The 13,451-nt window shown below is 70.1% G+C and carries 14 protein-coding genes and 1 riboswitch; of the genes, 7 read left to right on the plus strand and 7 right to left on the minus strand.

Features of this window, described 5'->3' with window-relative positions; all coding sequences use genetic code 11:
- The first annotated feature begins 12 nt into the window (after positions 1-12).
- Positions 13-1,314, plus strand: a complete 1,302-nt coding sequence (locus tag ACIOD1_RS18660; RefSeq protein ID WP_401903559.1) for a globin domain-containing protein — start codon at positions 13-15, stop codon at positions 1,312-1,314.
- A 41-nt stretch (positions 1,315-1,355) separates the two neighbouring features.
- Here ACIOD1_RS18660 and ACIOD1_RS18665 read toward each other — a convergent pair whose 3' ends face one another.
- From ACIOD1_RS18665 to ACIOD1_RS18685, 5 genes are all read right to left on the minus strand, one after another.
- Positions 1,356-1,835: an NUDIX hydrolase gene (locus ACIOD1_RS18665; protein ID WP_365621878.1), complete on the minus strand. Its 480-nt coding sequence runs from the start codon at positions 1,833-1,835 to the stop codon at positions 1,356-1,358.
- Positions 1,836-1,895: 60 nt separating this feature from the next.
- The gene (locus ACIOD1_RS18670) at positions 1,896-2,792 is read right to left on the minus strand and encodes a LysR family transcriptional regulator (RefSeq protein ID WP_365621881.1); all 897 of its coding nucleotides are present in this window, start codon (positions 2,790-2,792) and stop codon (positions 1,896-1,898) included.
- 176 nt (positions 2,793-2,968) lie between these two features.
- Positions 2,969-4,150, minus strand: coding sequence for a cystathionine gamma-lyase (locus ACIOD1_RS18675; RefSeq protein WP_401903390.1), 1,182 nt, complete (start codon positions 4,148-4,150; stop codon positions 2,969-2,971).
- Positions 4,147-4,644, minus strand: a complete 498-nt coding sequence (locus tag ACIOD1_RS18680) for a low molecular weight protein-tyrosine-phosphatase (protein ID WP_401903393.1) — start codon at positions 4,642-4,644, stop codon at positions 4,147-4,149. The genes ACIOD1_RS18675 and ACIOD1_RS18680 overlap by 4 nt, the downstream gene beginning before the upstream one ends.
- 11 nt (positions 4,645-4,655) lie before the next feature.
- Positions 4,656-5,036 carry a phage holin family protein gene (locus ACIOD1_RS18685; RefSeq protein WP_401903395.1) on the minus strand — a complete coding sequence of 127 codons (381 nt, stop codon included), beginning with the start codon at positions 5,034-5,036 and terminating at the stop codon, positions 4,656-4,658.
- Positions 5,037-5,127: 91 nt separating this feature from the next.
- Here ACIOD1_RS18685 and ACIOD1_RS18690 point away from each other — a divergent pair, with 91 nt between their 5' ends.
- The 4 genes from ACIOD1_RS18690 (at position 5,128) to ACIOD1_RS18705 (ending at position 7,433) form a co-directional block, all read left to right on the plus strand.
- Positions 5,128-5,445 carry a cupin domain-containing protein gene (locus ACIOD1_RS18690; protein ID WP_365622300.1) on the plus strand — a complete coding sequence of 106 codons (318 nt, stop codon included), beginning with the start codon at positions 5,128-5,130 and terminating at the stop codon, positions 5,443-5,445.
- Positions 5,446-5,636: 191 nt separating this feature from the next.
- Positions 5,637-5,864 (plus strand): DUF5326 family protein, encoded by a 228-nt coding sequence (locus ACIOD1_RS18695; RefSeq protein WP_365621893.1) that lies wholly within the window; start codon positions 5,637-5,639, stop codon positions 5,862-5,864.
- A gap of 275 nt (positions 5,865-6,139) precedes the next feature.
- On the plus strand, positions 6,140-6,886 hold the full coding sequence (locus tag ACIOD1_RS18700) for an IclR family transcriptional regulator (protein ID WP_401903398.1): 747 nt from the start codon (positions 6,140-6,142) through the stop codon (positions 6,884-6,886).
- A 97-nt stretch (positions 6,887-6,983) separates the two neighbouring features.
- On the plus strand, positions 6,984-7,433 hold the full coding sequence (locus ACIOD1_RS18705) for an SsgA family sporulation/cell division regulator (RefSeq protein WP_365621899.1): 450 nt from the start codon (positions 6,984-6,986) through the stop codon (positions 7,431-7,433).
- Between the two features lie 51 nt (positions 7,434-7,484).
- On the opposite strand, the gene ACIOD1_RS18710 is transcribed toward ACIOD1_RS18705, so the two are convergent.
- Complete coding sequence (locus tag ACIOD1_RS18710) at positions 7,485-8,975, minus strand: YibE/F family protein (RefSeq protein ID WP_401903402.1); 1,491 nt, start codon at positions 8,973-8,975, stop codon at positions 7,485-7,487.
- Between the two features lie 39 nt (positions 8,976-9,014).
- Positions 9,015-9,159: riboswitch (TPP riboswitch) on the plus strand.
- Here ACIOD1_RS18710 and thiC point away from each other — a divergent pair.
- Positions 9,154-10,941, plus strand: coding sequence for a phosphomethylpyrimidine synthase ThiC (gene thiC / locus ACIOD1_RS18715; protein ID WP_365621905.1), 1,788 nt, complete (start codon positions 9,154-9,156; stop codon positions 10,939-10,941). Its footprint overlaps the riboswitch before it by 6 nt.
- A gap of 115 nt (positions 10,942-11,056) precedes the next feature.
- The gene (locus ACIOD1_RS18720; RefSeq protein WP_401903561.1) at positions 11,057-12,127 is read left to right on the plus strand and encodes an aldo/keto reductase; all 1,071 of its coding nucleotides are present in this window, start codon (positions 11,057-11,059) and stop codon (positions 12,125-12,127) included.
- On the opposite strand, the gene ACIOD1_RS18725 is transcribed toward ACIOD1_RS18720, so the two are convergent.
- On the minus strand, positions 12,124-13,278 hold the full coding sequence (locus tag ACIOD1_RS18725) for a glycosyltransferase (RefSeq protein ID WP_401903405.1): 1,155 nt from the start codon (positions 13,276-13,278) through the stop codon (positions 12,124-12,126). The genes ACIOD1_RS18720 and ACIOD1_RS18725 overlap by 4 nt on opposite strands.
- Positions 13,279-13,451 lie beyond the last annotated feature (173 nt).

Below are 13,451 nucleotides of genomic sequence, written 5' to 3' on the forward strand. Positions count from 1 at the left end.
GGGTTCGAAACGCTGTTTTTCCCATTCCCCCGCCGTGCTCCCGGTCGGCCGGCACGCTGTGAATCCCGGAACCACGGATTCAAGGCCGTGGAGTGCGCAGACCCGACCGAGATGCTCGAAGCGAGGCACCGCATGGACGCTCCGCCCACCAGATCGGCAAGACCGACGGGGATACCCGCCGGGGGCGGTACCACCGGTCCCTCCCCCGATGCCGTGCTCATCCGCCGCACCCTCGCGGAGATCGAACCCGTCGCCGACAAGATGACCTCGTACTTCTACGCCTTGGTCTTCACGGGGCACCCCGAAGTCCGGGGGATGTTCCCGGCCGCCATGGACGCGCAGCGGGACCGGCTGCTGAAGGCCCTGCTGACCGCCGCCGAACACATCGACCGCCCGGACGTGCTCGTCCCCTACCTACGCCGGCTCGGTACCGGACACCGCAAGTACGGCACGATGGCCGGGCACTACCCGGTGGTGGGAGAGGCCCTGATCGGCGCGTTGGCCCGGTACGCGAGCCTCACCTGGGGCGCCGAGGCCGAGGCGGCCTGGGTGCGCGCCTACACCGCCATCTCACAGATCATGATCGACGCCGCGTCCGAGGACGAGGTGAAGGCCCCCGCCTGGTGGCACGCGGAGGTGGTCTCGCACGATCTGCGCACCTCTGACATCGCGGTGCTGACCGTCCGCCCCGACCAGCCCTATCCGTTCCTCGCGGGCCAGTACACGAGCCTGGAGACCCCCTGGTGGCCACGGGTCTGGAGGCACTACTCCTTCGCCTCCGCACCCCGCGCGGACGGGCTCCTCTCCTTCCACGTCAAGGCCGTTCCCGCCGGATGGGTCTCCAACGCCCTGGTCCGGCACGCACAGCCGGGTGACGTCCTGAGGTTGGGGCCGCCCGCCGGATCGATGGTGGTCGACCACTCCACCGACAACGGGATGCTGTGCCTGGGCGGTGGCACCGGCATCGCGCCGATCAAGGCACTGATCGAGGACGTGGCCGAGCACGGCGAACGCCGTCCGATGGAGGTCTTCTTCGGGGCGCGCAGCGACCACGACCTCTACGACAAGGACACGCTGCTGGGTCTCCAGCGCTCCCACCCGTGGCTGTCGGTACGCCCGGTGATCGGCGAGGGGCTGGCCGGGCAGCTGCCCCAGGCGGTCGGCGAGCACGGGCCTTGGAGCTCGTACGACGCCTTCATCTCGGGGCCGGCGGCGATGATCCGCAGCGGTGTGGACGCGCTCAAGCGGATCGGGATCCCCGGGGACCGGATCCGGCACGACGCGGTCGAGGAGCTGGCAGGCGTGGCCGGCTGACGCCGTCGGGCCTGCCCCGGCCTGCCCGCTCCCCGTGGCGCTCAGCCCAGGTCGGGTGCGTGCATGGCGCGTACCCCCTCGATGTTGCCGTCGAGGTAGTGGCGCAGGGACAGCGGGACGAGGTGGACGGCGGCGATGCCGACCCGGCTGAACGGGACACGGACGATCTCGTACTCGCCTTCGGGCTCGTCGATCTCGGGGCCGTGCCGCTGGGCGGGGTCCATCGATTCGAGGTGGCAGACGAAGAAGTGCTGCACCTTGACCCCGGTCACACCACCGGACGCGATGTGTTCGACGGTGTCGACGAAGCAGGGCACCACGTCGGTGATCTTGGCGCCGAGTTCCTCGTGGATCTCGCGGTGGAGGGCGTCGACGACAGTGGCGTCCGAGGCTTCCACCCCCCCGCCGGGGGTGAGCCAGTACGGATCGATGCCGGGCTTGGTGCGCTTGATGAGGATCAGGTCGTCACCGTCGAGCAGGATCGCGCGGGCGGTGCGTTTGACCACGGGACGTTCGGTCATGGGAGAAGAGTGGCCCGGTACACCCCTTCTGAAACGCGCCACGGCCCGAAAGACGGGGGCTCACCAGTGCACGGCGGCGCTCAGCAGCCGCTCGTGCGCGCGGGCGAGGTGGGCCAGGGCGAGGCTGCCGGCCCGTACGGCCAGGAACCAGGTCCGCAGCGGGGGTAACGCGGGATCCAGCAGGGCGACGATCTGGCCGCGGTCGAGGGCGTCCTGGCAGAGGTAGCGCGGTACGACCGCCATTCCGGCGCCGGCCCCCACGCACGCGAGCACGGCCCGCAGGTCGGGGCTCACCACGGTGGCGGCGCACTCCGGCGTCGCGTCGAAGACGGCGGCCCAGTATCGGGTGACCAGGGGCAGGGTCTCGTGCACCTCGACGACCGGGATCCCGTCCAGGGCGACGGGACCCTTCTCGCTCAACTCGGCCGGGTCGACCAAGGCCGCCCAGTAGGGCGCGGCGACCAGGACCTGTTCCTCGTCGCAGAGGGTGCGGACGCTGAAGAGGCCGCCGCGCGGTCGGGCCGTGGTGACGATGAGGTCGTGCTGCCCGGAGGCCAGCCCCTCCAGGGCCTCCTCCGCGTCGGGCAGGAGGGCGGAGCGCAGGGTCTGACCCTGGCCGACGAGGGGCGCGAGGGCGGGCAGCACCCGTAGGGCCAGGAACTCGGGGGGTCCGGCGACGTGGAGGGTGCGCGAGGCGCCGGCGGCCTCCCGTTCGGTCTCGGTGATCCGTAGCAGCGCGTCGAGGTGCGGGGCGGCCTTGTGGGCCAGCTCGTCACCGACGGCCGTGGGCGTGACTCCACGGGCCCGGCGGTGGAACAGGGGGCGGCCGATCTGGCGTTCGAGCGTGCGGATCTGGGATGTGACGGCGGGCTGTGACAGCCCGAGGAGTGTGGCGGCCCGGGTGAACGAGCCCGCCCGGTGCACGGCGACGAAGGTGCGCAGCAGGGCCAGGTCCATGACGGCCCCTCTCGTTGGGGCCTTCAACTATAAATATGCGGATAGGCCCCTGTCGTTACCGTGATTGGACTCTGACGCTTAGTCAACTAGCCTTGTCGGCAGGGTTCTTCCTTCGGGTGGAACCGGACGGTCCGAGCCACCTGGGGGGAGGCTCGGACCGTCGTACTCCGTGCCCGTCAGGCAGGGGAGCCCGCAGGGCCGCCCGCCGCGTCCAAGGCCCGTAGGACGTCCGCGACCAGGTCCTCGGTGTCCTCGGCCCCGGCGGAGAAGCGGATGAACCCCTCCGACACGGCGTCGCCGCCCCAACGCCCGCGCCGCTCGGCGGTGGACCGTACGCCGCCGAAACTCGTGGCGTCCTCGACCAGGTGCAGGGCCTCCATGAACCGCTCCGCGTGCGCCCGGTCGGGAAGGGTGAAGGACACCACCGATCCGAAGCCGCTCATCTGCCGGCCGGCCGTCTTGTGGGACGGGTCCGACGGCAGGCCCGGGTAGCGCAGCCCGGTCACCTCGACGCGGTCCGTCAGGGCTTCGGCGAGCGCGAGCGCGTTGTGCCACTGGCGCTCGGCGCGCAGTTGGATGGTGGCCAGGGAGCGGTGGGCGAGCCAGGCCTCCATGGGCCCCGGGACGGCGCCGATGATCTTGCGCCAGCGGCGGATCCCCGCGGCGAGCTCCGGGTCGCGGCAGACCACGTAGCCGAGCAGCAGGTCGCCGTGGCCGGTGAGCCCCTTCGTCCCACTGGCGACGGAGAAGTCCGCGCCGAGCTCCAGGGGGCGCTGCCCGAGCGGGGTGGCGAGGGTGTTGTCGACGGCGACCAGGGTGTCGCCGGCGTGCGCGGCCCCCACGAGACGGCGCACGTCGCACACGTCGAGCCCCGGGTTGGAGGGGGTCTCGATCCACAGCAGCCGCGCCCCGTCGAGGACGGCGAGCTGCGCCTCGTCCGCGGTCGGCGCGGTGCGCACGTGGATCCCGTACGCCTCCATCTGCTCGCGGAGCAGGGGAAGGGCCTGGTAGCCGTCGTCGGGCAGGACGACGGTGTCGCCGGTGCGGGCCTGGGAGAGCAGGACGGCGGAGACCGCGGCCATGCCGGAGGCGAAGACGACGGTGTCGACGCCGGCGAGACCGGGTGCCTCCAACTCGCCGATCGCCCGCTCCAGGAGGGTCCACGTCGGGTTGGTGTCGCGGCCGTAGGTGTACGGGCCCGTCACATCGCCGGGGAGGTGGAAGTGCGCGGCGAAGACCGGCCCCGGAAGGGTCGGTTCGTTCTTGACGGGCTCGGGCAGTCCGGCGCGGACGGCGCGGGTGCCGTCGCCGTGCCGGCGCCGTCCGGGTGCCGCCTCAGCGGGGTCGTGGTCGTTCACGGTGTGGGCTCCTTCTGTTCCCGCAGGGCGGTCCGTACGGCTTCCAGCAGGCCGGGGCCGGCCGCGCGGACCAGTTCCAGGCACTCCTCGAACCCCTCGTAGGAGCCGTAGTACGGGTCGGGTACGTCGAGTGGGGCGTCGGCGGCCGGGTCGTACGCGCGCAGCAGCCGGACCTTGGCGGCGGCCTCGGGGGTGGGTGCGAGGGTGCGCAGGTCCCGGAGGTGTCCGGCGTCGAGGGCGATGACGAGGTCCAGACGGTCGAACCACGAGGCCCGGAACTGCCGGGCCCGGTGGTCCTGCTCATAGCCTGCGGCCTCCAGGACGGACACGGTGCGGGGGTCCGCTCCGTCGCCCTCGTGCCACCCGCCGGTGCCGGCGCTGTCCACCTCGACCACGTCGTCGAGACCGGCGTCGGAGACCTGGGAGCGGAACACGGACTCGGCCATGGGGGACCGGCAGATGTTGCCGGTGCAGACGAAGCACACGCGGTACATGGGCGGTCCGCTCAGTTCTTGTCGGGCAGGGCCAGGTTCACGGCCCAGGAGACGACGGAGATGATCAGGCCGCCGAGGACGGCGGTCCAGAAGCCGTCGACGTGGAAGCTGAGGTCGAACTGCTTGGCCAGCCACGAGGTCAGCATCAGCATCAGGGCGTTCACGACGAGGGTGAACAGGCCGAGCGTCAGGATGAACAGCGGGAACGAGAGCAACTTCACGAGGGGCTTGACGAAGAGGTTGACCAGGCCGAAGACCAGGGCGACCAGGATCAGCGAGAGGGCGCGGCGACCCGTGCTGCTCGAATCGTCGAGCGTGATGCCGGAAAGCAGCCAGACGGCGACGGCGAGGGCCGCGGCGTTGGCGAGCGTCTTGACTACGAAATTCCTCATGTGTCTGATCGTGGCAGAGAAGATCGGGCCTGACATCGGCAGATCAGCGGATCCCGTGACACCCGCGGGCAAGGGCAAGGGGCAGGACAAGATGAAGGCCTTCCGGCTGGATGAACTCGAAGCGGAACGGGCGGCCAACGACGGCGCCTACCTGCAGTTCCTGCGGGAGCGGAACATGTCGGTCGGGCTGTACGCCCTCGACGCCGGGCAGAGCGACCCGCAGCGGCCGCACGGCCAGGACGAGGTGTACTTCGTGGTGAGCGGCCGCGCCTCGATCACGGTCGGGGAGGAGACGACGACGGTGGCGAACGGCAGCGTCGTCTACGTGCCGGCCGGGGTGCCGCACAGGTTCCACCACATCACCGAGCCGCTGAAGGTGATGGTGGTGTTCGCTCCGGCGGAGAGCTGAGCCGAGTTCGCGCCTGGCCGGGTCCGGGTCCGTCCAGGCCGGCCGGGTCGAGTCGGGTCTGACTGAGGGTCGTCCCCCTGATCCCCCTAGGGGGCGGCTCAGGGGGTTCCGGGGGCTCGCGGGCCCCCGGTCGCGGTCGTGGTCTCCTAGCATCGACAGCAGGACGACACGGACGAGGAAGAGGTAGGGACATGGACGGGATCCGAGCGATATTCGCGGGAATGCCCTGGTGGGTGAAGTGGGTCGCCGTTCCGCTGCTGGCGCTCTTCGTCTTCGGTGGGGTCATCGGCGCGATCCTCGGCACGCTGATCGCGATCGTCTTCAAGGTGCTGCTCTTCGTCGCACTCGTCGGCGGCCTGATCTTCGTGGTCAAGAAGTTCTCGGGCGGCGGTTCCAAGTCCTCCGCCGGCGACTGGTAGGACGCCCCGCCCGGTGGCGGTGGGATTGACCCAGGCGGGGGAACGTGAGCGGCCAAACCGCTCACACCTCGGGAACCGGTGGATAGAGTCGCAATCCGTGCCGCCCTGGGCACCCACAGCCGGCAACTCCGCTTGAGCGGACGGGCAGTCACGCAGCCGCCGCGCACGACCCCCAGGAGTCGCGGCACCCGCGGGGGCGGCCCCCGCAGGGCGGGCCTCCCGGGGCTCGCCGCCAGGCCTGGGGGTGAGCTTTGTCTTCGGTCCACAACGCCGGTGTGCCGACGCTGATCGGCTCGGTGCAACGGGCGCTGCGGCTGCTGGAGGCGGTGGGCTCGCACAGCGACGGAGCCCCGGCGAAGCAGCTGGCGCGTGAAGCCGGGCTCCCGCTCCCCACCGCGTACCACCTGCTGCGCACGCTCACACACGAGGGATACCTGCGCCGGGAGTGCGGGGTGTTCGTCCTGGGGGACGCCGCCGGCCGGCTCGCCGGTGGCGGGCTTCAGCAGAAACGTCGCAGCATGATCCTCGACTCGCTCGCGCACTTCCGCGACGCGATCGGGGCCCCCGTCTACTTCGCGGTGTACCGAGAGGGTGAGATCGAGGTCGTCGGAGTTTCCGACACCCCGACCCATCCCGCCTGCGAGGAGTGGGCAGACTTCCGGGCGACCGGGCACGCGCACGCCATCGGGCAGTGCCTGCTCGGACAGCTCGACGAGAAGACGCGCGAGGACCACTACGACCGTCACCCGGTCGAGGCCATCACGCCGTACACCGTGCGGGACAAACGGTCCCTGGAGCAGCGCATGGCCTGTCTGGAGCGGATGCAACCCGTGACGGAGCGGCAGGAGTACGCCCTGGGAACGGTGTGCGCGGCCATCCCGATCACGGCTGGGGACACCGCCGCGACCATGGCCATTTCTCTCCCTGTGCACCACGAGAATCGGTTGCCCTCCGTAGTCGATCGACTACGGAGTGAAGTAGGCGCGCTGCTGAGCACCCTCTCGTTCTCTATCAGTATCTGAAAACTCACTCCTTGTGATCTCCCCGCGCTTCCACCACTCTTGTCAAGATGGCCCCCGGGGATCATTCCTGGCCACTTCCACTACAGCGGGGTAGGCAATGCGCGAGTCGGTACAGGCAGAGGTCATGATGAGCTTCCTCGTTTCCGAGGAGCTGTCGTTCCGGATCCCGGTGGAACTCCGGTACGACGCCCGTGATCCCTATGCGGTGCGCCTGACGTTCCACCTTCCCGGAGACGCGCCCGTCACCTGGGCGTTCGGTCGGGAGCTGCTCCTCGACGGCATCAACAAGCCCTGTGGCGACGGGGACGTACACATCGCCCCCACCGATCCGGACGAGCTGTGCGACGTCCACATCCGTCTCCAGGTCGGCGGCGACCGCGCGTTGTTCCGCGCCGGGGCGGCGCCGCTCGTCGCGTTCCTCGACCGCACCGACCGGATCGTCCCGCTCGGCCAGGAGCGCAACCTGGGTGACTTCGAGGAGCACTTGGACGAGGCGCTGGGCAAGATCCTCGCCGAAGCCCACCAGAACGAGCAGAACGCGGGCTGACGGGGCGCCGCCCCGGTGGGACCGATGGACCGCCGCCGCGGCGGCCCGCCGTCAGCGCTTGCGCCGTCGGCCCCGACCGCCGCGGGCCGGACCCTGGGCCGGTACGGCGGCAACGGATCCGGGTCGGTCGGCGGACACGACCAGGGCGGCCAGCGCGGTGGTCATGGGGACCGAGGCCACGAGCCCGATCGAGCCCACGAGGGTCCGTACGATCTCCTCCGCGACCAGCTCGCTGTTGGCCACCGAACCCATGCTGCTGTTCGCGATGGAGAACAGCAGGAGCAGCGGGAGCGCGGCGCCCGCGTAGGCCAGTACCAGGGTGTTGACCACTGAGGCGATGTGGTCCCGGCCGATGCGGATGGCCGCCCGGTACAGGGCGCGCGGGCCCATGTCCGGGTCCGCCTGGTGCAGTTCCCACACAGCCGAGGTCTGGGTGACGGTGACGTCGTCCAGGACGCCGAGCGAGCCGATGATCACGCCCGCGAGCAGCAAACCGCTCATGTCGATCTCCGGGTAGAGCCCGTGGATCAGCCCGGTGTTGTCGTCCGTGTTGCCGCTCAGGAACGCCCAGTCGATGAACAGCGAGCCCAGCAGTCCGATCAGCAGCAATGAGGCCAGGGTGCCGAGGACCGCGACCGAGGTGCGGGCGGTCAGGCCGTGGCACATGTAGAGCGCGATCAGCATGATCGCGCTGGCCCCGATCACCGCGACCAGGAGGGGGTTCGAGCCCTGGAGGATCGCGGGGAGGATGAAGAGGGTCAGCACTCCGAAGCTGACCACGAGGGCGATGAGAGCGAAGAGCCCGCGGATCCGGCCGACCACGACGACCGCGATGGCGAAGATGGCCGCCAGCAGGGCCATCGGCAGCTTCCGGTGCACGTCGATCACGGAGTACTGGAGGTCGCGGGGGGCGTCGGGCGCGTACGCGACCACCACCTCCTGGCCCTTCTCCAACTGCCGTGGCGCGCCCGGCTGGACGATCTCGAAGAAGGCGCGCCCCTTGTCCGGCCCGCTGGTCACCTCGACGGTGGCCTTCTTGCACGCGCCGGTCTGCGCGGCCTGCGCCTCCCGGCCCTCGGGGGTGGAGGTGTCGCCGGTGGGCGGTACCTGCGAGGCGTTGACGGATTTGCAGTCGACCTTTGCCAAGGCGACCACCGAGGCCTGCTGGGTCTGGCGGTCGAAGCCGACGCCGGTCCGCTCGTGGTCGGGGGCGCCTCCGGGCCAGAGCACGGCCATGCCGACGAAGACGGCGACGGCGAAGGGGATCAGCACCGCGGCGATGACCTTGCGCAGGTGCTTGGAGACCGGGGCCGCCGGGCCGTGGCCATGACCGTGGCCGTGGGAGTGACCGGGCGCGTGATCGTGGGACGCGGGCCGGGAAGACCCGTGGGAGGAGCCATGGGAAGAGCCGTGCGAGGAGTCGGTCTCGTGTCCGTGGGACGCGTGCTCGTGGCCGGTGTGGCCCATGGGTTCGGTGGGGTGGTGGGGGGGCTGCGGCGAGGACGTCACCGGCAGATCATCGCAAGAGATGAGGGGGCCCACTGTTCAGCACGCCACAGATGACGCTAGCGTGGGGGCACCTTTGCACAACGCGGGAGCTCGGAGCACCGGGCTGAGAGGACGCTGATCACCGTACGCGCATGAAAATGCGCTCGGGAAGAGGCTGCGTCGACCGCCGAACCTGTTACCGGGTAATGCCGGCGTAGGGAGATCAGGTCTCATGACCATTCAGGACGCACGCACGCCTGCCGTCAGCCAGGAAGCCGACGGCCAGACCGAGCGCCAGCCCGGCTGGCACAAGGGGTACCTGGCGGGCTCCCGCCCGGACCTCCGGGTGCCGGTCCGCCAGGTCCACCTCACCAACGGCAAGGACGTGACGCTCTACGACACGTCCGGTCCGTACACCGACCCGCAGATCGAGACCGACGTGCGCCGCGGCCTGGCGCCGCTGCGCGAAAACTGGATCATCAGCCGCGGGGACACCGAGGAGTACGCGGGTCGCCCCGCACGCCCCGAGGACGACGGCATCAAGCACACCTCGCCGCGCGGTGGCCTCAAGAACCTCGACGCGGTCTTCCCGGGCCGCCCCCGTCAGCCCCGCAGGGGCCGTGACGGCGTCGCCGTCACGCAGCTCGCGTACGCCCGCCGGGGCGAGATCACCCCGGAGATGGAGTACGTCGCGATCCGCGAGAACGTCTCTCCCGAGGTCGTCCGGGAGGAGATCGCCGCAGGTCGGGCGGTCCTCCCGGCCAACGTGAACCACCCCGAGATCGAGCCGATGATCATCGGCAAGCGGTTCCTGGTGAAGGTCAACGCCAACATCGGCAACTCCGCGGTCACCTCCTCCATCGAGGAGGAGGTCGACAAGATGACCTGGGCGACCAAGTGGGGCGCCGACACGGTCATGGACCTGTCGACCGGTCGCAACATCCACACCACCCGTGAGTGGGTGCTGCGCAACTCCCCCGTCCCGATCGGCACCGTGCCGCTCTACCAGGCGCTGGAGAAGGTCGACGGCCGTGCCGAGGACCTGACCTGGGAGATCTACAAGGACACGGTCATCGAGCAGGCCGAGCAGGGCGTCGACTACATGACGGTCCACGCCGGCGTGCTGCTGCCCTACGTCCCGCTGACCGCCCGCCGCAAGACCGGCATCGTCTCGCGCGGCGGCTCGATCATGGCCGCCTGGTGCCTCGCGCACCACAAGGAGAACTTCCTCTACACGAACTTCGAGGAGCTCTGCGAGGTCCTCGCGGCCTACGACGTCACCTACTCCCTCGGGGACGGCCTGCGCCCCGGCTCCATCGCGGACGCCAACGACGCGGCCCAGTTCGCGGAGTTGAAGACGCTGGGCGAGCTGAACACGATCGCCAAGCGCCACAACGTCCAGACGATGATCGAGGGCCCGGGCCACGTCCCGATGCACAAGATCAAGGAGAACATCGACCTCCAGCAGGAGATCTGCGAGGAGGCGCCGTTCTACACGCTCGGCCCGCTGACCACGGACATCGCGCCCGCCTACGACCACATCACCTCGGGCATCGGCGCCGCGATGATCGCCTGGTGGGGCACCGCGATGCTCTGCTACGTCACGCCCAAGGAGCACCTGGGCCTGCCCAACCGGGACGACGTGAAGACCGGCGTCATCACCTACAAGATCTCCGCGCACGCGGCCGACCTGGCCAAGGGGCACCCCGGCGCCCAGGAGTGGGACGACGCCCTGTCGGACGCCCGCTTCGAGTTCCGCTGGGAGGACCAGTTCAACCTGGCCCTCGACCCCGACACGGCGCGCTCGTTCCACGACGAGACCCTTCCTGCCGAGCCGGCCAAGACCGCGCACTTCTGCTCGATGTGCGGTCCCAAGTTCTGCTCCATGAAGATCTCCCAGGACATTCGCCGTGAGCACGGTGGCGACCTGAAGGCCGACGAGATCCAGGCGGGCATGGCGGAGAAGTCCGCCGAGTTCGCCGCATCGGGCAACCGCGTCTACCTGCCGCTGGCGGACTGACGCGGTTCGACGGGGGGAGCGCTGCTCCCGGTCGGCGGATCTCCGCCGGCCGGGAGCAACGCCGTTGTCCTTGCCATGGAGTGCGCTCCAACTCCTAGAGTGCGGCCGCATGACCATGCGCTATCGAAATCTGGGCGGGACCGGCATCGAGGTGAGTGCCCACTGCCTCGGCACGATGATGTTCGGGGCGGTGGGGAACCCCGACCACGAGGAGTGCGGACGGATCATCCGTGCCGCGCTCGACCGGGGCATCAACTTCGTGGACACCGCGGACATGTACTCCGCCGGGGAGTCCGAGGAGATCGTCGGCAAGGCGCTCAAAGGACGCCGTGACGACGTGGTGCTGGCCACCAAGGTCCACTTCCAGATGGGCGAGGGCCGCAACCGCAGCGGGAACTCGCGCCGCTGGATCGTCCAGGCGGTGGAGGACAGTCTGCGCCGGCTCGGCACCGACTGGATCGACCTCTACCAGGTGCACCGGCCGGACCACACGACCGATGTGGAGGAGACCCTCTCCGTCCTCGGTGACCTGGTGCGGGCGGGGAAGATCCGGTCCTTCGGATGCTCGACCTTCCCGGCGGGGGACCTGGTGGAGGCCCATCACGTGGCCGAGCGGCGGGCGCTTCCTCGGTTCCGGACCGAGCAGCCGCCGTACTCGATCCTCGCGCGAGGCATCGAGACCGATGTGCTGCCGGTGGCCCGCAGGTACGGGATGGGCGTGCTGACCTGGAGTCCGCTGGCATCAGGCTTCCTGAGTGGGAAGTACCGGCTCGACGGCCCCATCGACCTGACCACGGGCCGGGCGGCGCTCACGCCGGCGCGCTTCGATCCGACGATCCCCGGCAACGTCGCCAAGCTGGAGGCGGTGGAACGGCTGATCGAGCTGGCCCAGGAGATCGGCTGCACCCTGCCCGAACTGGCCGTGGCCTTCACCGTCGCGCACCCGGCGGTCACTTCGGTGATCATCGGTCCCCGCACGATGGAGCAGATGGAGTCGCTGGTCGACGGGGCGGGACTGGTCCTCGATGACGGGGTGCTCGATCGCATCGACGAGATCGTGCCGCCCGGTGTGAACCTCTACCAGCCGGACGGTGCCTGGCGCCCACCGACCCTGACCGACGTCGCCCAGCGACGCCGGCCCCTGGATGAACGGGCAGCGGGTCAGGTCTCCGAAAGGGCGACCTAGGCCGAAGCCGTGCGCGATGTTTCACGTGAAACACCGGTGGTTGTTTCACGTGAAACAGGGACGGTGGGTCGGAGTGCCGCGATGGCGAAGCCGCGGTTGGCCTCCGTCTGGCGACGGTAGGACTCCGGCAACTCCGGCATGGCCAGCAAGCGGTCGCACGCCTTGATCGAGGTGGCCATGTTCCCGGTCCAGTACGCGGTGATCGAGTGCTCGAAGAGCAGCCCCCACCGGTACACCCAGGGCTGGACGAAGAGCAGGTCCTCCGGGGCGGGGCGGCCCAGGACCGCCGCGGTGACCGCGTGTGCCGAGTGGTGGCGGCCCAAGAGCCGGAGCCGGGATGCCAGTTCGTAGCAGGCCTCCAAGCGGTCGGGCCGAGCGTCCCAGGCCCGGGAGAACGCGTCCATGGCGGCCGGCCAGTTCCCGGACTCTCCGTACAGGATTCCGGCCTGGAGCAGCGCGTAGTAGACCTCCTCCTCCCACCCGCCCATGGTCGCGCGGCGTTCGTAGAGCTTGATCGACGCCGCCGCGTCACCCAGGTCCCTCATCGTCTGGGCCAGATAGAACACGGTCCGCGCGTTCGACGGGTCCCGCTGGAGTTCCGCCCCGAGCAGACGGGCGTCCCGCTCGAACTTGTCGTGGCGCGAGCCGCCGTCGGCGTAGTCCTCGATGGAGAGCGCGTCGAGGTTCTCTTGGAGGCCGGGCTGTCGGTCGTTCTCGTCGCGGCGGTCACAGGTGAGGTACTCGTGGGTGACCCCCTCGTACCGCCAGGGGAGATCGGCCCGGACCAGCCGCTTGATGCGGTACTCGGTGGCCCCCTCGTGGCGAAGCATGTACGAGTCCGCGCTGAGCGGGGGCAACGGGCCCGTGCGGAGCAGGACGAGGTCCGCGTCGAGGAGGAGGAGGTAGTCCGCCTTCCCGAGGGCGTGGCCGAGGTTGAGGCTGCGGTTGTGTCCGAAGTCCTGCCAGGGCTCCTCGTGGAGTTCCCCGGGGATCCCCTTGAGGGCGGAGCGGATCAGCTGCTGGGTGCCGTCCGTGGACCCGGTGTCGGAGATGACCCAGGTGTCGATGAGGCCCCGTACGGATTTCAGGCAGCGCTCGATGACGGCGGATTCGTTCTTCACGATCATGCAGAGGCAAATGGTCGGCTTCACGGCCGCCGACCCTAGGGCGGGAGCGGCCGCCGATCGGGCGGCACGCCGCGCGGCGGACCCGGGTGGCCGCCACGGGCGCCGCCAAGTGGCCCTCCGCGCTGGGCCGTTCCGCTGACGGTCGAGCGAGCTGGAGCTGTGGGCGGTAGCGGTGTCCGCAGGATGGCCCGCGGAGT

Source organism: Streptomyces sp. NPDC088097 (assembly GCF_044741845.1).
Classification (GTDB): Bacteria; Actinomycetota; Actinomycetes; order Streptomycetales; family Streptomycetaceae; genus Streptomyces.

Excerpts from the sequence above, each read along its gene's own strand:
- ACIOD1_RS18665 (WP_365621878.1), bottom strand. The coding sequence starts at position 1,835 with ATGACCGAACGTCCCGTGGTCAAACGCACCGCCCGCGCGATCCTGCTC.
- ACIOD1_RS18670 (WP_365621881.1), bottom strand. The coding sequence starts at position 2,792 with ATGGACCTGGCCCTGCTGCGCACCTTCGTCGCCGTGCACCGGGCGGGC.
- ACIOD1_RS18680 (WP_401903393.1), bottom strand. The coding sequence starts at position 4,644 with ATGTACCGCGTGTGCTTCGTCTGCACCGGCAACATCTGCCGGTCCCCC.
- ACIOD1_RS18685 (WP_401903395.1), bottom strand. The coding sequence starts at position 5,036 with ATGAGGAATTTCGTAGTCAAGACGCTCGCCAACGCCGCGGCCCTCGCC.
- ACIOD1_RS18690 (WP_365622300.1), top strand. The coding sequence starts at position 5,128 with ATGAAGGCCTTCCGGCTGGATGAACTCGAAGCGGAACGGGCGGCCAAC.
- ACIOD1_RS18695 (WP_365621893.1), top strand. The coding sequence starts at position 5,637 with ATGGACGGGATCCGAGCGATATTCGCGGGAATGCCCTGGTGGGTGAAG.
- ACIOD1_RS18705 (WP_365621899.1), top strand. The coding sequence starts at position 6,984 with ATGCGCGAGTCGGTACAGGCAGAGGTCATGATGAGCTTCCTCGTTTCC.
- thiC (WP_365621905.1), top strand. The coding sequence starts at position 9,154 with ATGACCATTCAGGACGCACGCACGCCTGCCGTCAGCCAGGAAGCCGAC.
- ACIOD1_RS18720 (WP_401903561.1), top strand. The coding sequence starts at position 11,057 with ATGCGCTATCGAAATCTGGGCGGGACCGGCATCGAGGTGAGTGCCCAC.